Here is a 25,298-nt window from a genome sequence, read left to right as displayed (position 1 = left end):
CGTTGTTAGTGAGCCGTGCCAGCCTTATCCTCTGAACCCAATTATCGCTGGAGTCGTGACAACTACTCTGAACTCGCCCGCACCATAGACATTTGGCGAACAGTACTGACATTTTCTTGGATGATTTGGATCGATGGGAAGAAGTGGAGCTATGTCGGTGGCAAAACTGAATCCAAGGTCAAAAAACGTACTCGCAAACGAGCAATTTGGTTACGCGAGTCAATGCTCCAACTAGGACCTACGTTTATCAAAGTTGGTCAATTGCTTTCTACCCGTGCTGATATTTTGCCCGCCGAGTCAGTGGAGGAGCTATCAAAATTACAGGATAAAGTTCCAGCCTTCACGTCAACTAAAGCCCAACAGATCATTGAGTCAGATCTAGGTAAACCGATCGCGGAAATGTTTGGTTACTTTGATCCCGTTCCCCTTGCAGCAGCAAGTCTTGGTCAAGTGCATAAAGCTCAATTGCATACAGGCGAAGAAATCGTTGTCAAAGTCCAACGTCCAGGATTATTAAAATTATTTGCGATTGATTTAGGGATTCTCAAGCGCATTGCTCAATACTTTCAAAATCATCCTAAACATGGACGGGGGCGCGACTGGGTTGGCATTTATGAAGAATGTAGCAAGATCCTTTATGAAGAAGCAGATTATTTAAATGAAGGCAAGAATGCGGATACCTTTCGTCGCAATTTTCGGAGCGATCGCCGCATCATGGTTCCGCGTGTGTATTGGCGCTATGCGTCACGACGGGTGCTAACTCTCGAATATATGCCGGGGATCAAAGTTAGTAATTATGAAGCTTTAGAAGCGGCTGGAATTGATCGCAAAGCGATCGCCAGAGTTGGAGCCGAGGCGTATTTAGAACAATTACTCAATCATGGATTTTTTCATGCTGATCCCCACCCAGGAAATCTCGCAGTAACGGGGAAAGGGGAATTAATTTTCTATGATTTTGGAATGATGGGACAGATCCAATCGATCACCCGCGATAAGTTATTAAGAACGTTCTTTGGGATTGCCCAAAAAGACGCGGAGGCGGTGATTAATTCGTTAATCGAACTAGGCGCGTTGGAAGTTACTGGTGATACAGGGCCCATTAGGCGATCGGTGCAATATATGCTCGATAACTTCATGGGACAGCCGATGGAAAAACAATCGGTTGCCGCAATCAGTGATGATTTGTACGATATTGCCTATGATCAACCCTTTCGGTTCCCCGCTACATTTACCTTTGTCCTGAGAGCAATTTCTACACTTGAAGGACTAGGTAAAGGACTTGATCCCAGTTTTAACTTTATGGAAGTCGCCAAACCCTACGCAACAAATCTTATGGAAAATGGTAGTGCTAAAGAATCAGGAAATTTATCCACAGCTTTTCTGGGTGAACTAGGCAGACAAGCGGCACAGGTCAGTAATACAGCGATCGCCTTACCCCGTCGCATTGATGACACCCTCGCCAAACTTGATCGCGGTGATATTCGGGTCAGGGTCAAATCTCAAGAAACTGATCGCCTATTAAGGCGCTTAAGTAATGTCGGGATCGGTGCTATTTATGCCTTGTTGGGAGCAACTTGTTTATTGTGCGCCACCCTTTTATTTATTAATAGTTTGCAGATCCCAGCCATAATTGCGGCGATCGTCGCAGGGCTTTTTGTATCAGTTTTATTGAGACTGCTATCAAAAATTGATCGTCCCGAACGATAAGTAGCTAGAGGCACTTCCATTAGAACAAACCAAAACCCAAGAAGCGATTTGCGGCGCTTCGCGCCGCAAATCGCTTCTTGGGTTTTATGTCCTAAGCAAAACTTGCTTTGCTATAGATTTTTGGGGTTAGTGGAAGCGCACTCCGAAGGGGTGCGCTTCCACTAACCATTTAGGATTGCTATAGCAACGCAAGAAATAGCTAAGACAAATCAAAAACCACAAGATGAGAGGCGGCGCTTCGCGCCGCCTCTCATCTTGTGGTTTTGATGTCCTAAGCAAAACTTACATTGCTATAAGCCTAAATTGTAGAAAAACAAAAGATTAGGATTGCTGTAGTTTTTGCCCGTGAGCGTTAAACTAAAGATTGCTATAGCAGAACTGGTCAATTTAATACGTCGAGCTGAACCACCTAACATGAAGCGTCTATTTGCGGGAGCAACCGATACTGGCTGCGTCAGATCAGCCAACCAAGATTCTTACTATATCGACCCTGAGGGACGATTTTTTGTAGTTGCTGATGGGATGGGAGGACATGCAGGTGGCGAGGTGGCAAGTCAGATTGCCGTCGATTCCATTCGTTCATGTTTAGAAGCACTGTGGGATGTCGAGGCAACTCCTCAGAAGCTTATGCAAGATGCGATCGACAAAGCTAATCAAGCAATCATTAATGATCAGGCGGCTAATCCTGTGCGATCGGATATGGGAACAACTATCGTGGTGTTGCTATTTCGAGATGAACAGCCTTGGTTCTGTCATATTGGTGATTCGCGATTGTATCGTTTGCGCGGCAGTAAACTAGAACAGATCAGCGATGATCACACATGGATTGCCAGAGCTATTCAAACTGGCGTAGTTAACCCTGATGAAGCTAAAAGCCATCCTTGGCGGCATATGTTGTTGCAATGCCTAGGTCGGGAAGACGTTAAATCAATTACGGCGCGTGAAATCGAATGGCAACCAGGCGATCGCTTCTTGATCTGTAGTGATGGTTTGACTGAAGAATTAAGCGATGATAGGATTACCCATCATCTCAAAGGCATTCGTAACTGTCAGCAAGCAGCACAAGCCCTCATCGAGTCAGCCAAGTTGCGCGGCGGTCGCGATAACATCACTGTAGTGATTGTTTCTAACGAATTAAATCAAAACAATAACTAGCTTAACTAAGTTTCTGCATAAGCAAGGCTCTCTAGTTGCGCTTAAAAACTCTGTAAAGCATCATGAATAGCATTCGGAGAATAATTTTTTTAATTTTGCTGACTCTCGCCCTAGCTGCAACCATAGGGATGTCAGATGTGAGTTTTTTTGCTGACTCAGAAACAAAATCTAGTCTCGCGGAGGAAGCTTGGGGGCAAGCAGGCTCGATCGCCTATCAAGCAGCCGCAAAAACCATGCGTTCTAAAAACGGCGAAGGTCTACCTTTAGATAATGTCCAAAAGCGTTATCTAAGAAGATATTTCATCGACTATATTGATCGTGTGCATGTCATTTACAATTCCCAAATGATGGATCGTTGGGTGCTTGGGAATGTGGCTGTGCATTTTGGTCAAGTCGAGACGATCGCCCAAACCTATTGCGATCGCATTTATCTTCGCGACGCTTATAAGCCTGAAGATATCAAGCAGTTATCAGTTTTAGCTCACGAAATGGTGCATGTGCGCCAATGTTTTCAAAACGGAGGGTTAGATCAATTTGGCTATCAATATTTTGTGGAATATAAGCGCGGCAAACAAAAATACGAAGATAATCTAATGGAACGAGAAGCCTACGATTTACAAAATCGCTTCGCCAAAACCAACCAATTGAGTTAGTGCTTTGCTCTCAAACCCGAACCAAGAATTTTTGTAAAAGTGTTGTGAAGCGACACTTTTACAAAAATTCTTGGTTCGGTTGATCAGTAATTACTGTAAAAAGTATAAAGAGGCGCAAAGCGTCTCCTTTACTTTTTTTAATGAAGGCATGAAGTAACGTTAAAATCGTTAACGTTATTTCATGTCTTCGCTGTTTTGTATACTCGACCTCTAGCCAATCTGATTGAACAGTTGCAGCGCCTTCCCGGTGTGGGGGCAAAGACTGCTCAGCGTCTGTCACTGCATATTCTCAAACGCCCTACTGAAGAGGTGGAAGCCCTTGCTCAAGCATTAATTCAGGCAAAACAACAGGTGGGGCTTTGCACTATATGTGGGCATCTTTCGGCGGAGCCAATTTGTGAAATTTGCGCCCATCCTAGTCGCGATAATTCTGTAATTTGTGTAGTTGCTGACTCCCGCGATTTAATTGCGCTTGAAAAAACTCGCGAATATCGTGGTAAATATCACGTCCTTGGTGGTCTGATTTCGCCCATGGATGGTATTAGCCCTGATCAACTAAATATCCAAAGCCTAGTGAGGCGGGTCAGTGGCAACAAAGTCTCAGAGGTAATTATGGCGATCGCGCCCAGTGTCGAAGGCGAGACTACCACTCTATATGTGGGCGGATTATTAAAACCCTTTACAAAAGTTACGCGAATTGCCTTTGGTATTCCGATGGGTGGTGATTTAGAATATGCAGATGAGGTAACACTCGCCAAAGCGATCGAGGGCCGACGCGAACTAGACTTATAGCTTTTTAATAGTCTTTTACCTGAAGGGTGAGACTGTTAACAAAATCTTGTTGCATATTGTTCCATCATGCAGATAATATTTTGCTGATTCGCAACGCATTAGTGATGATGATTAACCCATTCCCTAGCAGAAGTACTATGACAGCTTTATCTGGGTTAATTGGCTCTGGTTGCATGATTTTTGGCGTACCATGCTTACCGCCAATTAGTACCAATCCTCCGTCGCCTAGAGAACCACAGGCGATATTAGTCTTGGGCGGCTCTCCCACCCGTGAAAAGTTTGCTGCTCAGTTTGCTTTACAACATCCACGGTTACCAATTTTTGTTTCGTCAGGCAGTCCAGAGGAATATGCTGAATATGTGTTTGACCGTGCAGGTGTTGAGCGCAAGCGCATTCATTTAGATTATCGTGCTGTCGATACGGTCACTAATTTTACGATTATGGTGACGGAGCTTCAGCAACGTAAAATTACGGATGTGTATGTGCTTACTTCCGATTTTCATATGCCTCGCGCACTCGTTATTGGCAAAATTGTTTTAGGCAGTCGTGGTATTGAGATGCATCCTGTGACGATTCCCTCAAGCATCAAGTCAGAGGATCCTACTAAAGCTTTGCGTGATGGGTTGCGATCGGTTTTCTGGGTAGTTACTGGCTCATAGGCGACACTTTACAAAGCTTTGCGGTCAAGTCCAAACCAAAAACTTTTTGAAAGTATTGATTATCAATACTTTCAAAAAGTTTTTGGTAGTTCATTTGCTCGAAATTTGATTTTGCCTAATTTCCAGAAATTTTTTAAAATTCTATTGATCGAAATTCCCCATCAGTGTTATCTTAGTAAAGCGCAAAAAAACGCACAGCGCCGGGATAGCTCAGTTGGTAGAGCAGTGGACTGAAAATCCACGTGTCACGAGTTCAAGTCTCGTTCCTGGCATGTTAAACAAAAAAGAGTTCGCTCAGCGAACTCTTTTTTTGTTTTTTGCGTAAGTAAAGTGTAGTCACACTTTACTTATACCAATTCCCAAAAGTGTGGCTACACTTTTGGGAATTAAAAACCAAACCCAGTAAGGGTTTTCAAATCACAAAATGGCGTAGCCATTTTGTGATTTGGTATTAATTGGTATAAGATTCCAAAAGCTAAGTCATCACGTAATTGATTGGAGAATATAGCCTTGAAAGGAATTTTGATTAGCTTTGGCATTATGGCAGTTGCTGTACTAGTCATTGTAGTTGCCCAAATTACAGGCGGACAGCCAGCAGTTGCCAGCACTGGTGCGCCATCTACAGGTGCACCAAATCAAACAGAAGTAAAAATAGCAGCAGCACCTTTAATTAGTATGAGTGATTCTGAAATCAAAGAAACTGGCACTGGTCTCAAATATAAAGTGATCACGGCTGGTACAGGTGCAACTCCTAAGAAGGGCGATACTGTCATCGTTCATTACACAGGTACGCTCGAAGATGGAACTAAGTTCGATAGTTCTCGCGATCGCAATAGTCCTTTTTCGTTCAAGCTTGGCGTTGGTCAAGTGATCAAGGGCTGGGATGAAGGTTTATCAAATATGCGTGTTGGCGATCGCTACACCTTGATTATTCCTCCCGATCTCGGTTATGGCGCTCGTGGAGCAGGTGGCGTAATTCCTCCGAATGCGACCTTGATTTTTGATGTTGAACTACTGCGTATTTCTTAGAAATATCCTGACGGCGATCGCTGATTAATTAATTTAATTTTTTCGGTAGTTCCAAAAAAGAAAGGATAGGCGGCGCAATGCGCCGCCTATCCTTTCTTTTTTATTTTGCTAGTTCTAGGTTTAGGAATAACTGATTCAATGGGCAAGTCTTCACTGAGCAGATAAGTAGCTGCTTTCTCACTAAGTAGCATCGCTTTGGCAAGAAACGATCGCGCTGTGCTATTTTCAGGCAAATAAAGCTGAATAATTTTGCGTTTAATCAATGGCGATGTTGCCGAGATCGTATTGCGAGCCTTGCGCCATTCACCATCGGAGCGACAAAAGAGACGCAGAGCCAAATCAACAGTAGGTTGTTTGCAATTGCTTTCATCGTTATTCAGGAAAGCGTAGAGTTTTTCATAGCGGCGGCTAATTTCAGGGGCAAGGCAGAGGATCAGTAAATCTCGCTCGAATTGACCCAGCTCTAGGCGATCGCATAAGGTCGGAATTGCTAGACGAATATTATTCTCACGACTCGCAGCAAGGCGATCGCCATAACGCCCAAGAGGATGTATAGCCTGAGGTAACTGATTGGGTGCGAGACTACCACCCTTAGATGGATCAATCGCAATGAATCCTTTCCACCAATGACTAGTGGAGCGATCAACGGCTGATTTTGCTACGCGATCAACTTCTTGATTAGTTTGACGCTGTTTAGCTAGCGATCGCATCAATACCCGATCCAGCCAAGCTACTTCTGCTTTGAGATATGACCAGTTATCGGCAAAGGGTTGGACTTCAGGCAAAGCGGGAACTTCACCCATTTCAGCAATCATGCTACGCCTCGTCGTAAAGTCCCTCGAATGAAAATACCGACAAATATACCAAAACTGAGTAGGGCGATCGCCGCATTAGCGATCGTCATATTTCCCCAAGGTGCGGTAAACACAACGCTATCCCATACCCATGTGCTGTGACTATACACATAACGGATTGGCTCGATCGCCCAAGATAGAGGGTTAAGACTAGCGATCCACTGCAACCAAGTTGGCATAAAAGCTAGAGGTGCAAGGGCGGTGCTAGAGAACATTAAGGGTAAATTTACCAAGAAAATAAAAGCTAACATCTCTTGGTGTCCTGGCATGGCAAAGGCAAGTCCTAAGCTCAACATCGTAAAATCGACGATCAGCAGCATCAAGATTAATGACATGACAGCTAAACCACTCAGGCTGGGTAAGCCTGCTCCCATCAAGCCACTGACTGAGACGATCGCCAAGGTTTGTACCATACTCAACGCAATGATAAAAATCGCGGAAGCGACAATAATCGAAAATCTCGATACTAAAGGTGCAACCAAGATGCGATTGAGAAAACCAAATTCGCGATCGAACAGCATCGGCAATCCCGAATTAAGCGCACTGCTAAAGGCTGTAAAGACAATGATCCCCGCCGCTAAAAACTGTACATAGGTCTGACCATCACCAACTAAACCTTTGGGCAACCCACTAAACAATGCTCCAAACAAGAGTAACCACATTAAAGGCTGTAATACTCCTGCGATCAGTGTTGTCGGACGACGACGTAGTTGGATAAACAGTCGCGTCGTCAAAGCTGTCACTTCTTGCTGAAAATCTGATGACCATAGGCTTGGCTGGGGACTTTCTGGTTGCGCGATTGGCTGGCTTTGTGGTTCTTGAGCTAGAGGTGGAAGGGAGGTTTGAGTCATATCGTTATCTGTACAGATGAGCCACAATATCTATCATAATCCACACACAGCCGAGCGCTCGGTAAAACAAAAAGAGAGTGGTGGTGCTTTGCACCACCACTCTCTTTAAAAAAATTAGAGATGGCTAGTTCTCCTTTGTTTTGGTCGGTCTGCGTAACCGACTACCGATCGCGATAAGCGCTACCCCAGCGATGAGGTAATAAGTTGCAATACCAGTAAATGCAATATTTGTCCCGTAGATAGACATAATCCAAATCGGAAAAAGCACAGATCCAGCACCAGATGTAAGGAAAAATCCACTGATCATCCTTCGAGCGATACTAATGAGAAATTTGGGTTTAAGCAATGTCCAGCCCAAAGTCCCCGACGTTAATCCTAGTATGCCAAACTGGATGATCATCTCAGGGGCACTTCCCATCAATATTGCCAACAGGAAAATTACAATCTGGGGTATACCTGCCAAGATCAGTAGCCAAGAGACAATAGTGCGAATTACTTCTAGAAAGCTAGTTGATCGATAGACTAGAACTGCGATCGCGATGATTGCCAAACCGCCGATTCCGAGCATTAGAGCCGCAAAGGAAGTATAGGGAACGTAATTGAATACCCAGATGGCAAAAATCACTGATGTAATTCCGATTGTCCCAAGAATGATTGTCGAGATGCGGCGTAAACTCATTGTTTAACTTTAAGTCTATTAAATTTGCTTTAACTCATTAGCAAGCTTACCAACCATGTCTTTAGCACCACCAAATAACATCATCGTTTTTTGTTGATAAAACAGGTCATTGTCGACACCCGCAAAACCAGCGCTCATACCGCGCTTAATCACGATCGCATTTTTTGCTTTATCTACTTCTAGAATCGGCATTCCATAAATCGGGCTAGCTTGATTAGTGCGTGCCGCAGGGTTGACCACATCATTCGCACCGATAATCAATACCACATCAGTATTTTCAAACTGGGTATTGATATCGTCCATGTCATAGAGTTGCGAATAAGGCACATTTGCCTCAGCAAGTAATACATTCATATGCCCAGGCATCCGACCCGCGACAGGATGAATCGCAAACTTCACTTCCACACCTTTACGTTCCAACATATCCGATAACTCACGGACGGCGTGTTGTGCTTGGGCCACTGCCATACCGTAACCAGGGACGATTACCACCGATCGCGCATAGCCCAACATCATCGCGCATTCTTCGGGATCAATAGTTTTCACCGTTTTGTTGCTGCTGTCGCCTGCGTCACCATCTGTGACTAAAGTTGTGCCAAAGCCGCTAAATAGCACATTGGGAAGAGTACGGTTCATTGCCTTACACATAATCTGTGTGAGGATCAAGCCTGAAGCGCCAACCAATGCACCTGAAATAATTAACACATTATTCATCACCACAAAGCCTGCGGCGCTAGCGGCAACACCCGACAGGGAGTTCAGCAGCGAGATCACCACAGGCATGTCACCGCCACCAATGGGGATCACAAACAATACGCCGACTAGTAGCGAAATGATATTAATACCAATGAAAGCGACCAGATCAGCAGGATTGACAATCAACATGGCAGAACCAACGGCAAAAGTGGCTAGCAGCAGAATATTAATTGTTTGCTGATAGGCGAAACGAATTGGTGCGCCTTTCATGATCCCCTGCAATTTTGCAAAGGCGATCATACTGCCCGTAAAGGTGATATTGCCTATGAGGACACTGGCGATAATTGACAGGTTATCGACTAGCGGCAAGGTGAGTCCATGACTAATTACGCGCCAATATTCGCCCACCGCAACTAACGAAGAAGCCAAACCACCCAAACCATTGAGTAAGCCCACCATTTGAGGCATGTCGGTCATGGCGACTTTATAAGCAATCAGAGAACCGATCGCCGAGCCAATTGCGATCGCCACTAAAATCAATCCATAACTCAATACTTGCTTGTCGAGCAATGTTGCTACGACCGCTAACAACATTGCCACAGCGCCTAGCAAATTCCCCTGACGAGCTGTAGCAGGTGATCCCATCTGTTTGAGCCCAACCATAAATAAGGATGCGGCAACCAAATAGGTAAGCTGAATCCCTGTCGGGACATAATCCAAAATATTTTCTAGCATGGTGCTTTACGCCTCTTTCTTTTTGAACATTTGCAACATGCGATCGGTAACTAGGAATCCGCCAACAACGTTAATTGTGGCGCAGACAACCGAGATTAGTCCCAGAATTACTGAGAGATTGGGATTGACATCGCTACCCGCCACAATCAAAGCCCCAATTACCGATATTCCTGAAATGGCATTTGAGCCAGACATTAGTGGTGTATGTAATGTCGGTGGAACTTTGTTAATTACTTCAAACCCTGCAAATGAAGCCAGTACAAAGACAAATAGAGCGCTGATTAATGATTCGTTCATAGTGATATTTATTGAAATTGCAATTTGACATTGTTTCTGTCATTGCAAACAGTAGGGGTAATTCATGAATTACCCCTACTGTTTGCGGGAGGATAGCGAACTATACCGAGACAACTAATTGAGAAAGTGCGTCTTTAACTCGCTGATTGCGAATCTCGCCAGCATGAGTAATACAGGTGCTGCTAATAATGTCATCGTCAAAATCAAGGTTTAGTTCACCCTTTTTGATCAGGTGATTGAGTAAATTGAGTAGATTTTTGGCATATTTTTGCGAAGCATGGATGGGCATGGATGCAGGCAAATTAATTGGCGAAATAATTGTTGCCCCGTGACAAATTACATCTTTTCCTGCAACTGTTCCTTCGCAATTACCTCCCTGCTCTCCAGCCAGATCAACGATGATCGAGCCACGCTTCATCTGAGCAATCATTGCATCGGTAACCATCACAGGCGCTTTGCGTCCAGGCACTTGGGCTGTGGTAATCACAATGTCCGCATCTTTAATATGCTTAGCGAGGATTACTTGAGCATGTTGTTTGGCGGCATCCGAAATCTCTTTTGCATAGCCACCTGCGGCGGTTGTATCTTCTTCCAAAGTGACATCAATGAATTTTGCGCCAAGGCTCTGCACTTCTTCGCGCACCGCAGGACGGATATCATAGGCTTCCACCTGTGCGCCCAGACGACGCGCCGTGGCGATCGCCTGAAGCCCTGCCACCCCAGCACCGAGTACCACCACTTTTGCTGGCGGGATCGTGCCTGCTGCCGTGGTCAACATCGGCAAATACTTAGGCAAAGCTGCTGCTGCAATCAATACGGCTTTGTAACCAGCGATCGAGGCTTGCGAAGAGAGCGCATCCATACTTTGCGCTCGACTACTGCGCGGAATCATCTCCATGCTCATCGCCGTTACGCCCTGATGGGCAAGACGGCGAATTAGTTCGGGTCTACCCAAAGGATTGAGAAAACCAATGGTGATTTGTCCTTGCTTGAACATACTCACTTCCTCTTCACGGGGCGCACCGACCTTGAGCAAAATCTCTGCTTCATTAATCAGAGTGCTTTTGTCAGTGATAATTTTGGCTCCTGCTTCCACATAGGTGGAGTCCGCAAAAAAGGACAATTCGCCCGCATGACTTTCAATTAAGATTTCCAATCCACTTTTAGTTAAACGGCTAACAACTTCAGGAATTAGCGCTACTCTACGTTCACCAAATTCTATTTCCTTGATAACGCCTATCTTCATTCATGCACCTTATTCAATTATCTTCACTTACCCAAATTTGTGATCTCGCAACCATTAATTAAGAGCAATTCATCACTGCTCTTATTCCACAAATCAAATAAGTAGGAAGGTTCAATTATTTGTAGGATGCGCTAGTTCAAGGATGAACTGCAACGTAACGCATCAATTAGTTATCAATTATGGGTTACGCTATCGCTAACCCATCCTACATTTAATTCAACAACTTACTTAGGATTGCTGTATGGGTTACGTTCATTGTAAGAACCTAAATGTGACCTTTTGGCTACTTCTTCAGATAATCTTTAACTGTCTTAACGAAAGCACCTTACAAATATTTACTTTCAATAACTTTTGCAAATAAGTTTAATGATTACGACCTACACACAACGTAAAAAAGCGAAAGCTTGGCTCAAAAACTATCGTGGTAAACGTCCAGTATTTGCTTGTGTGTTGGGCTTTACGGAAACAGGATTAATACCTAATATCTCTGCTGCTGGAGCAACGCCTGAAGATCGCAAATATACCGCGATCGCCGATGCCGAATTTCTTGCTACGGGATCAAATACCAACTTCCCTTTGCCACCCCTTGTTGCAGGCGCTTCCCCCGTCTTAATTTCCCGGGCTGTTGTTGCCGCGCAAGAGTTACCACTTTTTATCTTTGATGTAGGCTTAGCGATTGCCCCAACAGATGAAACCAAGGCGATCGCCCTCGGTGGATTACCAGCCAAGTGTCTGAGTACGGGGAAAGCTTTGCCCATTGAAACAGTGCTGCAATTATTTGTACAGGGCTTAGTGTGGGGAGAGAAGTTAGCCCAAGCGGGAGCCTATGTAATCTTGAGTGAATGTGTAGTTGGTGGCACGACTACAGCTCTTGCCGTGCTGACTGCGTTAGGAATAGATGCAAAAGATAAAGTCAATAGCTCTCATCCCACCTGTAACCATGCTCAAAAATGGGAAATTGTCCAAGCAGGATTGCAGCATCTGGAGCAACCAGCCACGCCCTTTGAAATAGTGGCGGTAGTAGGTGATCCCATGCAAATTGCGGTGGCTGGAATGGCGATCGCGGCAAGTCGTCATGGAGGTGTATTGCTTGCAGGCGGGACTCAAATGTTAGCCGTTTATGCCCTCGCAAGGGCGATCGCTAATGATCAACATTTAGTCTGGAATCCTGAGGCGATCGCGATCGGCACAACCCGATGGGTTGCCGAAGATCCCACAGGTCACACCGTTGATCTAGCTTTAGCTGTGCGTGATGTACCATTGCTCGCTACCCAGCTAAGTTTTGCAAAATCTAAGTTTCCACAGTTACGAGCCTATGAACAAGGCTTTGTTAAAGAAGGTGTTGGCGCTGGTGCGGCAGCGATCGCTGCTCATTTATATCTAAATTGGACACAAGAAAAATTGCTGAGTGCGATCGAGAAACTAATTGTCATGTAGAGCGAAATAGATCAACATATTTTTTTGCGATCGCAACAGGATCATAAGTTTGGCGAATTGTTTGAATCAGCAATTGATCAGGTAGATACTGATCTCGATGATTGAGCATATCGGTGAGGCGCTCGCACCATTCATCTACATCCAAGGGATTTTCCACATAAACTGCTCTCTGCATCGTTACTTCAGGAATAGCGGTACAGCGTGTTGTCAGCACAGGTAAACCCATTCCCATAGCTTCCACAGGAGGCATTCCAAACCCTTCAAATAATGATGGGAATGCAAATAGGTAAGCATGGTGATAGTACCAAGCTAATTCGCGATCGCTAATATAGCCAGTGATATAAACCCGACTTTCTAAACCTAGTTCCTTCACTAATTGACGAATATCATCACAGCGATCGCGCCGCATCCCCACAAGTGAATCAGGTAACTGCCCTACTAAAACTAATTTAACTTGATTGAAGGAAGCAGGTATCTTTGCAAAAGCTTTTACTAAAGTTGCTAAATTTTTATGTTGATAATGATTGGCAACCGCAAGGATAAAGCATTGATCAACTAATTCATTACCTTGAAAAGTTTGATCGACCACTATATCTTGCTGATCACATACTTGGCTATCTAATCTATCCCACAAAATCGGTGTATAAATAACTTTAATATTGCATTTAGATCGGTAAGATTCTTTAATATCTTGCCTAACAAAATCAGAAATTGTCACAGTATGATTGGCATTAGCTAGGGTTAATTTATGCATCCAATACAACCATAATTTTTTCTGCCAAGAGAATAAATCTGGAAAATGTAAATAGTTAAGATCATAAATGATCGTCACAGAATTTGTTTTAAGTAATAGTCGCCAAGGCGTAAAGTAATTAGTATTAATTAATCCATCAAGCTTAAATTGATTAACTACATGTGGTAACTGAAAGGCTTCACTAATAAAGCGATTACCCCATATTTTAATCGGTACTACCTTAACTGATTTACCTAGATTTAAGTCGTTAAGCCATTGTATTAAGTCTTGATTAATAAATACATATAAATCTACATCAGGTGTTTGTGCTAGCCCAATCAATAATCCTCTCAATACAAACTCTGCTCCCCCTACCTGTTGAGGTTTTAGAAATAAGCTATTAACACCAATTCGCATTATTTTACTTTGCCTGAATCATCATTTTTATAATATCTTGCATTTCGTACTTCGCCTGCCACCCCAGTTTTTCTCTAGCTTTTTGTGGATCACCACAACTTCTCATGATCTCCGAAGGACGAAATAAGCTTTGATCGATCACAAGGCGATCGCTTGACTCTATCCCCAAATAATCAAAACCAGTTTCAACAAATTTCTGAAGACTATTACTTTTACCTGTAGCAATTACATAGTCATCTGGCTCCGACTGCTGGAGCATAAGATACATTGCTTCAACATAGTCCGCCGCCCAGCCCCAGTCCCTTTGAATATTAGTATTGCCTAGGATTAATTTCTCAGGACTTCCATTCGCAATTCTACAAATAGCCGAGATGATTTTTTGGGTAACAAATCGCTCTGGTCTCAAGGGGGAATCGTGGTTAAACAAAATTCCTGAGCAAGCAAAGATATTGTAGGCTTCTCGATAATTAGCTACCTCCCAAAAAGCAGCAGCCTTAGCCACCGCATAGGGGCTACGAGGACGAAAAGGAGTCAATTCATGTGCGGCTTTATCTCCTGTATCGCCAAAGCATTCACTAGAGCCAGCATTATAGAAGCGAATAGGAGCCTTAGTAAAACGAATTGCTTCTAATAGGTTTAAAGTGCCTGTTGCAATACTTTCTAAGGTTTCTACTGGTTGAGCAAAGGATAACCCCACGGAAGTTTGCCCCGCCAAGTTATAAATTTCATCGGGTTCCACTTTCATTAAGACTTGTAAAACGCTCCGAAAGTCGTTTAGAGACATGGACTCTAATTGCACTTTATGTCTAATTCCTAGCCTTTCTAAATTCTTAAAGGATGAAACTTCAGCATCCCTAGAAGTGCCGTATACAATATGACCTTTTTGCAATAATAATGAAGCTAGATAAGCTCCATCCTGCCCAGATATACCGCAAATCAATGATTTTTTCATGGTGCTATCAATCTAAAAGTTTCGCAACTTAACCGAGAATCAGATTTTTTTATGACTTCTAAAGTAACTGTTATCCGCTCGCAAAATAAATCTTTAGGGGAAGGAGTTCGGGAGTTTTGGGAATATCGTGAATTACTATACATGCTGATGCTGCGGCGAATCACGGTACGCTATAAACAAACGGTGATTGGGATTGCGTGGGTTCTCATTCAGCCCCTAGTGTCGATGACTATTTTTAGCATCATTTTTGGCAATTTGGTCAAAATACCATCCGATGGAGTCCCCTATCCTATTTTTGTTTACTCGGCACTAGTTTTATGGGGATTATTTTCCGAAGGCGTGACCCGTTCGGGTTCCAGTTTGCTCACAGAAGCTCAGCTAATTACAAAGGTTTATTTTCCTCGATTAATCATTCCTTTAGCGGCTGTTGGTTCCGCATGGATTGATTTTGTTGTTTCTTTATTTTTGTTGTTACCCCTTGCCTTTATTTATGGAATGCGTCCAAATTGGGGGTTATTGCTAATTCCACCAGTGATGATCGTGACAATGGTATTAGCTACAGGGATAGGTATGATCTTAGCTTCGCTCAATGTACGTTATCGCGACTTTCAGTATATTATTCCGTTTTTAATTCAGGTCTGGCTTTATGCTTCGCCAGTGGTTTATTCTGTGCAGATTGTACCTAAGCGTTTTTTGTTTTGGTATTATCTCAACCCTATGGCTGGTTTTTTAGATGTATTTCGGTATGCGGTGACGGGACAAACGACATTTAGCTGGCTGGGATTTGGCTGGTCGGTGGGCTGCGCGATCGCTGTTTTTAGTCTCGGAACTTGGATATTTCGCTCAGTGGAAGAAGGTTTTGCGGATTATATTTAGGACTCAGTAGGTAATCAAAATAAAACCAAAACAAGCTAATTTGCCTACTTTGCGGGCAAATTAGCTTGTTTTGGTTTTTGGTCTTACTAAGCCGATGCTTAGGCGCAGTATGTTAAATTAGCTTTGTCGGGCTTGTAGGATTTCTAGCGATGACGACTTTACCCATACGCACAGACAAAAAAATTATCTACCCTGATAGTGATGGACAACCAATGGCGGATAATACGCAACAATTTCGCTGGATTGTACTGATCAAGGAGAATTTGGAATTAATTTTTGCTGACGCTGCTGATGTATTTGTGGCGGGTGATCTTTTGTGGTATCCCGTGGAGGGACATCCAGAGATTCGGGTGGCTCCTGATGTGCTGGTTGCGTTTGGTCGAGCTAAAGGCGATCGCGGTTCTTATCAGCAATGGCGAGAGAACAATATTGCACCCCAAGTCGTATTTGAAATCCTTTCTCCTGGCAATCGATTAAAGGAAATGACTAAAAAGTTGCAGTTCTATGATCGCTATGGGGTCGAAGAATATTACATTTATGATCCTGAAACCAATGAATTGAATGGATTGTACAAAAAAGACAATCGACTGAATGTAATCGAAGATATCGAAGATTGGGTTAGTCCGCGCTTGCAGATTCGATTTAAAGTTTCTGAAGATAGTCTGGACATCTATCGTCCTGATGGTCAAAAATTTCTGACAACTCTTGAATTAAATCAATATGCTGAGCAAGAGCGTCAACGGGCTAATCAAGAGAGTCAACGTGCTGAGCAAGAGAGCCTACGGGCTGAGCAAGAGCGTCAACGAGCTGAGCAAGAAAGCCAACGTGCCGACCAAGAAAGCCAACGTGCTGACCAAGAATATGAGAGAGCCGAACGTTTGCTAGCACAACTAAGGGCTATGGGTATTCAACCTGCTTAGTTTGTTTTATCAACATTAAGAGCAATTTTTGGGTTTCAACTATGACAACTCTATATGAACAAGATTATGGACTCTGGGCGGAACAGATGGCAGATCTGATCGCGGCGGGTCGGTTTGATGAGCTAGATATTGAAAATTTGGTGGAGGAAGTACGCGATTTGTCTAAACGGGAGCGCGATCGCCTATTAAGTAGCTTGCGTTTGATTGTGCATCATTTGCTAAAGTGGGACTACCAACCCAAAAAAAGATCACGGAGTTGGCTCGGAACTATTCGGAGAGAGAGATCGAATATTTTGCTTTATTTAGAGGATAGCCCTAGTTTAAAGAGCTATTTAGCAAATGAGTGGCTACATAAAATGTATGGGGTAGCCTGTGCGGATGCTTTTAAAGAAACAGGTTTAGAGTTCCCAGAGGTTTGCCCTTATGGGATTAACGATGTCTTAAATCGAGATATTAATTTTTGAAGAACAGGAAGAGGTTGATGTGATCTTGTCGAGAAAGGAATATCAAGGAATTTTGTCAAATAATGTTCAGGATTTTCAATATTTTTGCGATCGCGTTGGACAAAAGTATGAAGAGAATGGTTTAACGGAGGAAAAACTCTTAGAGATCTTAGCGGATATCTAAAATGTTACTTAATCTCAAGATATGGGTAGCATAAAATTTATGACGCAACCAGTAATTCAGGTTAAAGACTTAAGTAAGTGTTATCAGATTCGGTCAACTACGCCGAAGCCATACCATAGTTTGCGGGAAGATTTGGTCGATGGGTTTAAGGGGTTGTTGCGTGGGCAATGGGAGCGATCGCAGTCTGAGGATTTTTGGGCTTTGAAGGATGTCAGCTTTGATGTAAATCAGGGCGAGGTAGTGGGGATTATTGGGCGCAATGGGGCGGGGAAAAGTACTTTATTAAAAATCTTGTCGCGGATTGTGCGCCCTACTTCGGGTGAGGTGGTTATACGGGGGCGTGTGGGTTCGTTGTTGGAGGTGGGGACTGGGTTTCATCCAGAGTTAACTGGGCGGGAGAATATTTTTATGAATGGTGCGGTTTTGGGGATGAAGCGATCAGAAATTGTACGTAAGTTTGATGAGATTGTGGCGTTTGCGGAGGTGGAGAAATTTTTGGATACGCCTGTTAAGTTCTATTCGTCGGGGATGTATGTGAGGTTGGCGTTTGCGGTAGCCGCGCATTTAGAGCCTGAGATTTTGATTGTGGATGAGGTTTTGGCAGTGGGGGATGCACAGTTTCAGAAGAAGTGTTTGGGGAAGATGCAGAATGTTAGTGATGAAGGAAGAACTGTAATCTTCGTTAGTCATAGTATGCCGACTATTACTTCTCTTTGCCAAAAATGTATTTTGTTGAATAAGGGGGAAATCAAGCAAATAGGAAACTCATCTACAGCAATTATGGAATATTACACAACTAGTCAAGATTCTCCTGCATCTATAGAATTTAGTGAACATGATCGTAAAATTGGGGACGAATTTGTTCAGCTTTTATCTGGTCAAGTCAAAAATAGTATGGGCAAAATTACGCCAGAAATTTTTATTAATGAAAATTTCAAGGTGTTAATAAAATATAAAGTTTTACAGGATTGTCACTACAGATTTCTACCAAACTTTCACTTTTATACAGTCGATGGAGTCTGCGTATTTGTCTCTTCAATGGAAGTTTCTACTATATTGTCTGTGGGAGAATATACATCAGAGTGTAATTTACCTCAGGACTTTCTAAATGAAGGCGCTTACTTCGTTGGTCTAGCTATTAGCTCTTTTGAATTCGGAACTAAAGTTCATTTTTTTGAACAAAATATTATTTCTTTTAATATTAAAGATCCCTTAGAGGGATCAGTGGGAAGACAGCATGGATATATCGGTAGAGTACCCGGTATTATTCGCCCTCAACTAAAATGGAATTTGGTGAAATCTTCATAATTTGTTAGAAAAAACAAGCTTTGATTACAACCTCCCTTTAATCACAAATTAAATTTTATAATTTGATTAGTCCCTATAGGCTTTACTATGAATAGCTTCAAAAATGCACCTAAATATAGCATTATACTGCCAACTAGAGGCAGAAGTTTTTATGTAGGCAACACCATAAAAAGTGTTTTATATCAAGATCATGAAAATTATGAACTAATAATTGTTGACAACAATGAAGATGATCAAACTTTTCTGGAAATCCAAAAGTATAAATCAAATAAGATTCGTTACTTTAAGACTGGTAATCTTCCAATGTGGGAAAACTGGAATTTTGGTTATAAGCAATCTATTGGAGAATTTATAATGATATTGACAGACCGCTCCCTTTTATATTCTCGTGACGCTCTTTCTTACCTTAATGATATTATCAGCCAAGTAAATTATGACGTATTTACTTGGCCTTTAATAGTAGCTACAGAATCAGAAGATTTCCGAGTAGAGACTCAAGTGTTATGGGGGCTTGGGAATGATCAAAATATAGTTTTGACAAAACATGATTATAAGAAATTCATAACAATTGGACAATGGGATAAGTATGGAATGTCAGCTCCAAAGGGATTCAATTCGTGTATTTCAAGAGATCTTTGTTCAAAGATAGTAAATACATATGGCTCGCTATATATGCCATTAAGTCCTGATTATAGCCACAGCTTTATGGTGCTAAGCTCGTGTGAACAGGTTTTGCATTTATCCCAGCCTCTAATTATATCTGCAAACTTAAAAGATTCCTATGAATCCAAAGTGAAAGCAATTCAAAGCAATGAAAATTTTTATAAACAATACGGTGTATCCAAAGAACAATCAACCGAATTCTGTCCAATAAAATCAGATGTGACTATTGGATGGAATACGGTTTATAACGACTTATACAAGGTTATGTTAATCCAAGAAGGATTAATTGAAAAGGATAGAATATTCAGGGATGCTTTTTTAATGTCTACTTTAAAGTATTACGATACAAATACATATAATGAAGATTCAGTTCAAGTGATACACAAGGCAATTAGTATGTATTTGGATTTTATGTGTCCTACTATTGATCCTGTGATTAGGCAAGAATTATCTGTAACAATAGGATATATCTTTTATAAGAACAATGAGTTGTGTGTTGAAGAAATTATAAAAGATGATATTTTATCTAAATCGAAAAAAATATTCAAAATCTTTGCAAAAAGATCTATTCATTTTTTGTTTTCCCATTTAAAGAAAAAGGAAGAAGAAAAGAAACAAGATATTTTCTCCATTTTTGTTCAAAATTCTATTCTATAGAAATATAAGGTATCCTAATAAATAGATGAAAATATTACAGATAACAGCTTGGGATAACTTAGGTCAGCAGTTCAATGGATATCAAATTCATCAAGCATTATTGAAGTCTGGTCAAACTTCACATATGGCAGTCAATAATCGTGGATTTTCTGAGCCGTATATTCATCAATTGGGAAACTCTTTGACAAGAAAAATTGATCGAGGTTTAAGAGCGATTGAAAAAAAGTTGTCTCTTCATGCAATTCTACCTATATCAGCCTACAAATTATACTTTTCCGATTATTACAAACAAGCTGATTTAGTTCACTTGCAACTTGTACAATCTGAATCTTTTTTTAGTTTGTTTAACTTACCAATTATAAGTAAACAGAAAAAAACGGTTTGGACTTTACATGACCCTTGGTTATTATCAGGTCATTGTGTACATTCACTAGAATGCGAGCGCTGGTTATCGGGATGTGGAAAATGTCCTGATCTAACACTTTTTTTTCCTATCAAACACGATACAACTGCCTTGACATGGAAACTCAAACATTGGATTATGCATCATTCTCAAATAAATTTAGTAGTAGCCTCCCAGTGGATGTATGAAAGAGTAAAAAAAAGTCCTATTCTTTCTCACTTACCTTGTCATATTATTCCCCTCGGATTAGATACAAATATATTTCAACCTCGCGAAAAGACAAAATGTCGCAATCGCTTAGGTATTCCTTTAGACGCGCAGGTATTAGCCTTTCGATACCAAAGTGCAGCAGAATCTTTTAAAGGTTGGCAATGGCTAGAGCCAGCTTTAATTGATTTAGAAATTGAAAAACCAACTTATTTAATTAGTTTTGACCAAAAAGGAGGAATGGAAAAATTAAAAGATAAATATCAAGTCATCGAATTAGGATGGGTTCACGATCAAAACTTGCTTTGTGACGCACTGAATGCCACAGACATATTTTTGATGCCATCGATAGCAGAAGCATTTGGCATGATGGCAGTAGAGGCAATGGCTTGTGGTACGCCAGTAATTTCTTTTGAAAATACAGCTCTATGCGATGTGATCCAAGCTCCAAAAGCAGGAATTGCCGTCCCCTATAAAAATGCTCAAGCCTTAACAGAAGCGATCTCCAATTTATTAAAAGATGTAGACCTAAGAAAAAAACTATCAACCGAAGCTGTCAAACTAGTTAGAGCTAAATATGATATAGAGCTTTATATAAACCGACATATTAGTTTATACGAAAGCATAATAAATAATTAAACAATTATATTAGCGAGGCAATCTAATAAATGCGAGTTTTAATTCTTGGCGGGACAGGAATGTTAGGACATCAACTCTGGCAAGCATGGCAAGAAAAGTTTGTTGTCTATGTATCTCATCGGGGAGGAAGTGTACTCTTAAAAAAAAATCCTCAATCTACTCTACTTAATAATAGAGAGCGCCTAATAAACTATGTTTCTACAGAGAACTTTGAAACCATAGTTAAAGCATTAGAATTAGCTAGTCCGTCAATAGTTATTAACTGCATTGGCATTATTAAACAATTACCAACCGCCAAAGATCCGATTCCTTCCATTACAGTCAATGCTTTATTTCCCCATCAACTCGCTCAGCTTTGCCAAAAACATGATGCCAAACTAATCCAGATCAGTACTGATTGTGTTTTTTCTGGTAACAAAGGCAACTATACCGAACAAGACAACCCCGATCCTACCGATCTCTATGGCAGAACTAAATTACTGGGTGAAGTGATCGCCCCTAACTGCCTCAACATTCGTACTTCCATCATTGGACGTGAATTAAATAGCCAAAACAGCCTAGTTGAATGGTTTCTCTCCCAAAAAGGCAAGACGGTTAAAGGCTTTGATCGCGCTATTTACACAGGATTCACCACCCAAGCTTTAGCCCAAATCATTGAAAAAATTATTTTAGAACACCCAAACCTTTTAGGTCTCTGGCATATTTCATCAGATCCGATTACAAAGTATCAATTACTTAGCATGATGAATCAAGCCTTCAATTTGGGTATTACTATTGAAAAGGACGAAAGTTTTATTTGCGATCGCAGCTTAAACAGCCAAAAATTTCGCAACTTTGCTGGCTACACTCCACCAACATGGGAAGAAATGATCGCCCAACTTGCCGCATCCCAATGACTTAGACAAAACATCAGGAAATCAAATGCTAACAGGCAAAAAAATTGTCATCACAGGTGGAACAGGATCGCTTGGGCAAGTCCTTATTAGAAGATTGCTCTCAGGAGAAATGGGGCAACCCGCCAAAATTATCGTCTTCTCTCGTGACGAAGCAAAACAGCATAATATGCGCGTTGAGTACATGCAAAAGAAAGTTGTTACCGATGAAGTCATCTATCGCAATTTTCAGCAACTTCTAGAATTTCGTATCGGTGATGTTAGAGATTTTCATAGTGTTAGCTCCTGTCTACGCAATGCCGATGTAGTCTTTAATGCTGCTGCGCTCAAACAAGTTCCTACCTGTGAATACTTCCCCTTTGAAGCAGTTCAAACAAATATCGAAGGTCCTCAAAACATAGTCAGGGCTATTCGTGAACTTAATTTACCCATTGAATTAGTCGTTGGGGTATCCACAGACAAAGCCTGTAAACCCGTCAACGTTATGGGCATGACCAAAGCTATTCAAGAACGTTTATTCATTCGTGCCAATCTAGATTGTCCCAACACCAAGTTCATTTGCGTTCGCTATGGCAATGTCCTTGCATCACGCGGCTCTGTCATCCCCTTATTTCATGAACAGATTCGTCAAGGTGGTCCAATCACCATTACTACCGAAGACATGACTCGATTCCTGTTGAGCCTAGATCAAGCTGTTGATACCATCTTTGCTGCCATCAAAGACGGTTATAGAGGCGAAACTTATATCCCAAACGTGCCTTCCGCAAAAATGACAGACCTCGCTAAAGTCATGATCGGTGATCGCCCTATCGAAACCCAAATTACAGGCATCCGCCCAGGAGAGAAAACCCACGAAATTCTGGTTTCCGAAGAAGAAGCTTATCGTACTATTCCGAGAAATGGTTACTACGTCATTTTGCCCATCCTACCCGAATTAAGGAGAGCAGAAGAAAAAAGCAACTACCTTATCAAAGAATATAGTTCTGCTGATTATCTAATGTCCGAGAATGAACTGAAAGAACTATTATATAACTATCAATTATTACAACTACAACAAATAGACTCATCAACCGAATTGTTAAGGTAGACATATATTTTTTATCTTTAACTATACTTTACAAAAAATGAAACTAATCTCTATTGATAAAGCCGTGAATAAATTAAAATCAAAGATAAAAAATGCATTCGGAATTTTGAAAAATAAAATTATTGGTCTACTGAAGACCTTGGCTAGAAAGAAAGGATACTTCTTAATCAGAGATCATTATTACTCTGCCATACCGACAAAAGCAGATCTTAAACAAGATTACTGGCAGTATCAATCAGACTTAGTAGGTATTGATATAAATTACGAAAATGCACTTAACCTTCTAGCACAAATAGATTTTTATATCAATGAATTTAGACAATCTATTCCAACATACCAAAGCAAAGACAAGAATAAAGAAGATAACCAAATCTATTTAATAAATTCGTCTTTCATGGCTGTTGATGCTCATATTTACTATAGTTTTATTAGACATTTTAAACCTAGACAAATAATAGAAATTGGTTCAGGCTTTTCGACATTATTTGCTAATCACGCAATTTGTCGAAACCCTGAAAAGTCTCAGCTAACTTGTATTGAACCATACCCATCATCATATTTAGAAGAACTTAACTCTAAAAATGAAAATATTCAAATCATCCCCAAAAAGCTGCAAGATATTGATATTAGCTTTTTCTCTGACTTAAAAGCAAATGATATTCTCTTTATTGACTCAACACATATGTTGAGAACAGGAAGTGACGTACAAATTGAATACTGTGAAATAATGCCCAGACTAGCTTCTGGCGTTTTAATTCATGTTCATGATATTAGTTTGCCCAAGCATTACCCTTCAGTGTATTTTGACAATGAGCTTTTTTGGAATGAACAATACCTACTGCAAGCATTTTTAACTTTCAATTCTAGATTTGAAATAATCTGGGCAGGGAATTATATGATGCTAAACTATCCAGATTTATTGATCAGTAAGTTTCCAGAGTTTTTAACAATGCGTAAACATTTCCCAATGTCAGAACCAACAAGTTTCTGGATTAGAGTAAAAGATTAATAACTGATTTGACTATTTTTGCAGATGGAAAGTTATGAAAATTATTACAATCTTAGGTACTAGACCAGAAATAATTCGCCTTAGTCGCATCATTAATAAGCTCGATCAATTTTGTGATCATGTTCTAGTTCATACAGGACAGAACTTTGACAAAAATCTTAGTGATGTTTTCTTTGAGCAATTGCAAATAAGAAAGCCAGATTATTTCTTAGGAATTCGTGGAGATACTTTTGGTGAACAAATAGGCAAAATTATTATTGAATGCGAAAAAGTTTTTAATCAAGAACGACCAGATAAACTCTTAATCCTTGGTGATACTAACAGTAGCCTTGCCGCGATCGTGGCAAAACGCATGGGCATCCCCGTATATCACATGGAAGCAGGGAATCGCTGTTATGACGATCGCGTACCAGAAGAGATCAACCGCCGCATCATTGATCATAGTAGTGACATCCTATTACCTTACACAGAAAGAAGTAGGGCGAATCTGATCAAAGAAGGTATTCAAAGCAATAAAATATACGTTACAGGGAATCCTATCTTTGAAGTTATTCAACATCATCAACCTACTATTGATACATCGACAATTCTCCAAAATTTAGGAATCAAAAAACAAAATTATTTTTTAGTGACAATGCATCGCCAAGAAAATGTTGATATTCAAGAACGATTAATTGGAATATTGACCAGTTTAGAGCAACTACAAACAAAGTATCAAGTTCCTGTTGTATGTAGCTTACATCCACGCACAAAACATTGGATGAATCATTACAATCTAACAATTAAAAATCAAGAAATATATCTTTGTGAGCCATTTAATTTTTTTGATTTCATTAATTTAGAACAAAACGCCCTTTGTGTTTTAAGTGATAGCGGAACAGTGCAAGAAGAATGCTGTATTTTTAAAGTTCCTAACGTTACTATTCGCGACGTAACCGAAAGACCAGAAACCCTCGAATCTGGTAGCAACATCCTAAGCGGAGCTTTTCCAGAGGATATAAATCGTTGTGTGCAAGTTGTCCTTAATCAATCCACTCATTGGGATATCCCACAAGAATATATCACCCCTATCGTTAGCGAAAAAATTATTAAAATCCTTACTAGTAATCTATAAAAA

The 25,298-nt window shown here is 41.1% G+C and carries 26 protein-coding genes and 1 tRNA gene; 19 read left to right on the top strand and 8 right to left on the bottom strand.

The window, feature by feature from the left end; genetic code table 11:
* The first annotated feature begins 15 nt into the window (after positions 1-15).
* The 7 genes from H6G05_RS11260 to H6G05_RS11230 all read left to right on the top strand — a co-directional run bounded on the left by H6G05_RS11260 (position 16) and on the right by H6G05_RS11230 (position 5,995).
* Positions 16-1,707 (top strand): ABC1 kinase family protein, encoded by a 1,692-nt coding sequence (locus H6G05_RS11260; protein WP_190578265.1) that lies wholly within the window; start codon positions 16-18, stop codon positions 1,705-1,707.
* Positions 1,708-2,121: 414 nt separating this feature from the next.
* Positions 2,122-2,862, top strand: coding sequence for a Stp1/IreP family PP2C-type Ser/Thr phosphatase (locus H6G05_RS11255; protein ID WP_190578315.1), 741 nt, complete (start codon positions 2,122-2,124; stop codon positions 2,860-2,862).
* Positions 2,863-2,924: 62 nt separating this feature from the next.
* Positions 2,925-3,515, top strand: coding sequence for an eCIS core domain-containing protein (locus tag H6G05_RS11250; RefSeq protein ID WP_190578264.1), 591 nt, complete (start codon positions 2,925-2,927; stop codon positions 3,513-3,515).
* Positions 3,516-3,710: 195 nt separating this feature from the next.
* On the top strand, positions 3,711-4,307 hold the full coding sequence (recR, locus tag H6G05_RS11245; RefSeq protein ID WP_190578263.1) for a recombination mediator RecR: 597 nt from the start codon (positions 3,711-3,713) through the stop codon (positions 4,305-4,307).
* A gap of 137 nt (positions 4,308-4,444) precedes the next feature.
* Positions 4,445-4,966 (top strand): YdcF family protein, encoded by a 522-nt coding sequence (locus tag H6G05_RS11240; protein WP_242025429.1) that lies wholly within the window; start codon positions 4,445-4,447, stop codon positions 4,964-4,966.
* A gap of 199 nt (positions 4,967-5,165) precedes the next feature.
* A tRNA-Phe gene (locus H6G05_RS11235) sits at positions 5,166-5,238 on the top strand.
* 238 nt (positions 5,239-5,476) lie between these two features.
* Positions 5,477-5,995, top strand: a complete 519-nt coding sequence (locus H6G05_RS11230; RefSeq protein WP_190578262.1) for an FKBP-type peptidyl-prolyl cis-trans isomerase — start codon at positions 5,477-5,479, stop codon at positions 5,993-5,995.
* Positions 5,996-6,081: 86 nt separating this feature from the next.
* On the opposite strand, the gene H6G05_RS11225 is transcribed toward H6G05_RS11230, so the two are convergent.
* From H6G05_RS11225 to H6G05_RS11200, 6 genes are all read right to left on the bottom strand, one after another.
* Complete coding sequence (locus H6G05_RS11225) at positions 6,082-6,810, bottom strand: hypothetical protein (RefSeq protein WP_190578261.1); 729 nt, start codon at positions 6,808-6,810, stop codon at positions 6,082-6,084.
* On the bottom strand, positions 6,807-7,700 hold the full coding sequence (locus H6G05_RS11220; protein WP_190578260.1) for an ABC transporter permease: 894 nt from the start codon (positions 7,698-7,700) through the stop codon (positions 6,807-6,809). The genes H6G05_RS11225 and H6G05_RS11220 overlap by 4 nt, the downstream gene beginning before the upstream one ends.
* A gap of 124 nt (positions 7,701-7,824) precedes the next feature.
* Positions 7,825-8,379, bottom strand: coding sequence for a hypothetical protein (locus H6G05_RS11215; RefSeq protein WP_190578259.1), 555 nt, complete (start codon positions 8,377-8,379; stop codon positions 7,825-7,827).
* A gap of 18 nt (positions 8,380-8,397) precedes the next feature.
* Positions 8,398-9,798 carry an NAD(P)(+) transhydrogenase (Re/Si-specific) subunit beta gene (locus tag H6G05_RS11210; protein WP_190578313.1) on the bottom strand — a complete coding sequence of 467 codons (1,401 nt, stop codon included), beginning with the start codon at positions 9,796-9,798 and terminating at the stop codon, positions 8,398-8,400.
* A gap of 18 nt (positions 9,799-9,816) precedes the next feature.
* A complete protein-coding gene (locus H6G05_RS11205; protein WP_094533598.1) occupies positions 9,817-10,107 on the bottom strand; it encodes an NAD(P) transhydrogenase subunit alpha in 291 nt (96 codons plus the stop codon).
* Positions 10,108-10,207: 100 nt separating this feature from the next.
* Positions 10,208-11,353 (bottom strand): Re/Si-specific NAD(P)(+) transhydrogenase subunit alpha, encoded by a 1,146-nt coding sequence (locus tag H6G05_RS11200; protein ID WP_190578258.1) that lies wholly within the window; start codon positions 11,351-11,353, stop codon positions 10,208-10,210.
* Between the two features lie 366 nt (positions 11,354-11,719).
* On the opposite strand from H6G05_RS11200, the gene cobT reads away from it, so the two are divergent.
* Complete coding sequence (cobT, locus tag H6G05_RS11195; RefSeq protein WP_190578257.1) at positions 11,720-12,790, top strand: nicotinate mononucleotide-dependent phosphoribosyltransferase CobT; 1,071 nt, start codon at positions 11,720-11,722, stop codon at positions 12,788-12,790.
* On the opposite strand, the gene H6G05_RS11190 is transcribed toward cobT, so the two are convergent.
* On the bottom strand, positions 12,783-13,940 hold the full coding sequence (locus H6G05_RS11190; RefSeq protein WP_190578256.1) for a glycosyltransferase family 4 protein: 1,158 nt from the start codon (positions 13,938-13,940) through the stop codon (positions 12,783-12,785). The genes cobT and H6G05_RS11190 overlap by 8 nt on opposite strands.
* 4 nt (positions 13,941-13,944) lie before the next feature.
* Positions 13,945-14,892 (bottom strand): GDP-mannose 4,6-dehydratase, encoded by a 948-nt coding sequence (locus H6G05_RS11185; RefSeq protein ID WP_190578255.1) that lies wholly within the window; start codon positions 14,890-14,892, stop codon positions 13,945-13,947.
* Positions 14,893-14,943: 51 nt separating this feature from the next.
* Between H6G05_RS11185 and H6G05_RS11180 the strand changes: the two genes are divergently transcribed.
* From H6G05_RS11180 to wecB, 11 genes are all read left to right on the top strand, one after another.
* Positions 14,944-15,768, top strand: a complete 825-nt coding sequence (locus tag H6G05_RS11180) for an ABC transporter permease (RefSeq protein WP_190578254.1) — start codon at positions 14,944-14,946, stop codon at positions 15,766-15,768.
* Positions 15,769-15,917: 149 nt separating this feature from the next.
* Positions 15,918-16,688 (top strand): Uma2 family endonuclease, encoded by a 771-nt coding sequence (locus H6G05_RS11175; protein WP_190578253.1) that lies wholly within the window; start codon positions 15,918-15,920, stop codon positions 16,686-16,688.
* A gap of 41 nt (positions 16,689-16,729) precedes the next feature.
* A complete protein-coding gene (locus H6G05_RS11170) occupies positions 16,730-17,152 on the top strand; it encodes a DUF29 domain-containing protein (protein ID WP_190578252.1) in 423 nt (140 codons plus the stop codon).
* A gap of 19 nt (positions 17,153-17,171) precedes the next feature.
* On the top strand, positions 17,172-17,315 hold the full coding sequence (locus H6G05_RS11165; RefSeq protein ID WP_190578251.1) for a hypothetical protein: 144 nt from the start codon (positions 17,172-17,174) through the stop codon (positions 17,313-17,315).
* A gap of 39 nt (positions 17,316-17,354) precedes the next feature.
* Complete coding sequence (locus H6G05_RS11160; RefSeq protein WP_190578250.1) at positions 17,355-18,623, top strand: ABC transporter ATP-binding protein; 1,269 nt, start codon at positions 17,355-17,357, stop codon at positions 18,621-18,623.
* An 87-nt stretch (positions 18,624-18,710) separates the two neighbouring features.
* Positions 18,711-19,943: a glycosyltransferase family A protein gene (locus H6G05_RS11155; RefSeq protein ID WP_190578249.1), complete on the top strand. Its 1,233-nt coding sequence runs from the start codon at positions 18,711-18,713 to the stop codon at positions 19,941-19,943.
* Positions 19,944-19,968: 25 nt separating this feature from the next.
* On the top strand, positions 19,969-21,192 hold the full coding sequence (locus H6G05_RS11150) for a glycosyltransferase (RefSeq protein WP_190578248.1): 1,224 nt from the start codon (positions 19,969-19,971) through the stop codon (positions 21,190-21,192).
* Positions 21,193-21,221: 29 nt separating this feature from the next.
* On the top strand, positions 21,222-22,088 hold the full coding sequence (locus H6G05_RS11145; protein WP_190578247.1) for a dTDP-4-dehydrorhamnose reductase family protein: 867 nt from the start codon (positions 21,222-21,224) through the stop codon (positions 22,086-22,088).
* Between the two features lie 25 nt (positions 22,089-22,113).
* Positions 22,114-23,172, top strand: coding sequence for a polysaccharide biosynthesis protein (locus H6G05_RS11140; RefSeq protein WP_190578246.1), 1,059 nt, complete (start codon positions 22,114-22,116; stop codon positions 23,170-23,172).
* Between the two features lie 37 nt (positions 23,173-23,209).
* Positions 23,210-24,181, top strand: coding sequence for a class I SAM-dependent methyltransferase (locus H6G05_RS11135; RefSeq protein ID WP_190578245.1), 972 nt, complete (start codon positions 23,210-23,212; stop codon positions 24,179-24,181).
* A 34-nt stretch (positions 24,182-24,215) separates the two neighbouring features.
* Positions 24,216-25,295: a non-hydrolyzing UDP-N-acetylglucosamine 2-epimerase gene (gene wecB, locus H6G05_RS11130; RefSeq protein ID WP_190578244.1), complete on the top strand. Its 1,080-nt coding sequence runs from the start codon at positions 24,216-24,218 to the stop codon at positions 25,293-25,295.
* Positions 25,296-25,298 lie beyond the last annotated feature (3 nt).

The organism is Phormidium tenue FACHB-1050 (assembly GCF_014696925.1).
Lineage (GTDB): Bacteria > Cyanobacteriota > Cyanobacteriia > Pseudanabaenales > Pseudanabaenaceae > Pseudanabaena.
Note: the sequence above shows the minus strand (reverse complement) of the source record. Positions and strands in the feature narration are given on the sequence as shown.

Bases quoted from the DNA above. Each gene is read 5' to 3' on its own strand.
- H6G05_RS11150 (WP_190578248.1), top strand. From the start codon at position 19,969: ATGAAAATATTACAGATAACAGCTTGGGATAACTTAGGTCAGCAGTTC.
- H6G05_RS11220 (WP_190578260.1), bottom strand. From the start codon at position 7,700: ATGACTCAAACCTCCCTTCCACCTCTAGCTCAAGAACCACAAAGCCAG.
- cobT (WP_190578257.1), top strand. From the start codon at position 11,720: ATGATTACGACCTACACACAACGTAAAAAAGCGAAAGCTTGGCTCAAA.
- H6G05_RS11200 (WP_190578258.1), bottom strand. From the start codon at position 11,353: ATGAAGATAGGCGTTATCAAGGAAATAGAATTTGGTGAACGTAGAGTA.
- H6G05_RS11135 (WP_190578245.1), top strand. From the start codon at position 23,210: ATGAAACTAATCTCTATTGATAAAGCCGTGAATAAATTAAAATCAAAG.
- wecB (WP_190578244.1), top strand. From the start codon at position 24,216: ATGAAAATTATTACAATCTTAGGTACTAGACCAGAAATAATTCGCCTT.
- H6G05_RS11155 (WP_190578249.1), top strand. From the start codon at position 18,711: ATGAATAGCTTCAAAAATGCACCTAAATATAGCATTATACTGCCAACT.
- H6G05_RS11180 (WP_190578254.1), top strand. From the start codon at position 14,944: ATGACTTCTAAAGTAACTGTTATCCGCTCGCAAAATAAATCTTTAGGG.
- H6G05_RS11160 (WP_190578250.1), top strand. From the start codon at position 17,355: ATGACGCAACCAGTAATTCAGGTTAAAGACTTAAGTAAGTGTTATCAG.
- H6G05_RS11170 (WP_190578252.1), top strand. From the start codon at position 16,730: ATGACAACTCTATATGAACAAGATTATGGACTCTGGGCGGAACAGATG.
- H6G05_RS11185 (WP_190578255.1), bottom strand. From the start codon at position 14,892: ATGAAAAAATCATTGATTTGCGGTATATCTGGGCAGGATGGAGCTTAT.
- H6G05_RS11205 (WP_094533598.1), bottom strand. From the start codon at position 10,107: ATGAACGAATCATTAATCAGCGCTCTATTTGTCTTTGTACTGGCTTCA.
- H6G05_RS11175 (WP_190578253.1), top strand. From the start codon at position 15,918: ATGACGACTTTACCCATACGCACAGACAAAAAAATTATCTACCCTGAT.
- H6G05_RS11225 (WP_190578261.1), bottom strand. From the start codon at position 6,810: ATGATTGCTGAAATGGGTGAAGTTCCCGCTTTGCCTGAAGTCCAACCC.
- H6G05_RS11140 (WP_190578246.1), top strand. From the start codon at position 22,114: ATGCTAACAGGCAAAAAAATTGTCATCACAGGTGGAACAGGATCGCTT.
- H6G05_RS11215 (WP_190578259.1), bottom strand. From the start codon at position 8,379: ATGAGTTTACGCCGCATCTCGACAATCATTCTTGGGACAATCGGAATT.
- H6G05_RS11240 (WP_242025429.1), top strand. From the start codon at position 4,445: ATGACAGCTTTATCTGGGTTAATTGGCTCTGGTTGCATGATTTTTGGC.
- H6G05_RS11145 (WP_190578247.1), top strand. From the start codon at position 21,222: ATGCGAGTTTTAATTCTTGGCGGGACAGGAATGTTAGGACATCAACTC.
- H6G05_RS11190 (WP_190578256.1), bottom strand. From the start codon at position 13,940: ATGCGAATTGGTGTTAATAGCTTATTTCTAAAACCTCAACAGGTAGGG.
- H6G05_RS11250 (WP_190578264.1), top strand. From the start codon at position 2,925: ATGAATAGCATTCGGAGAATAATTTTTTTAATTTTGCTGACTCTCGCC.
- H6G05_RS11255 (WP_190578315.1), top strand. From the start codon at position 2,122: ATGAAGCGTCTATTTGCGGGAGCAACCGATACTGGCTGCGTCAGATCA.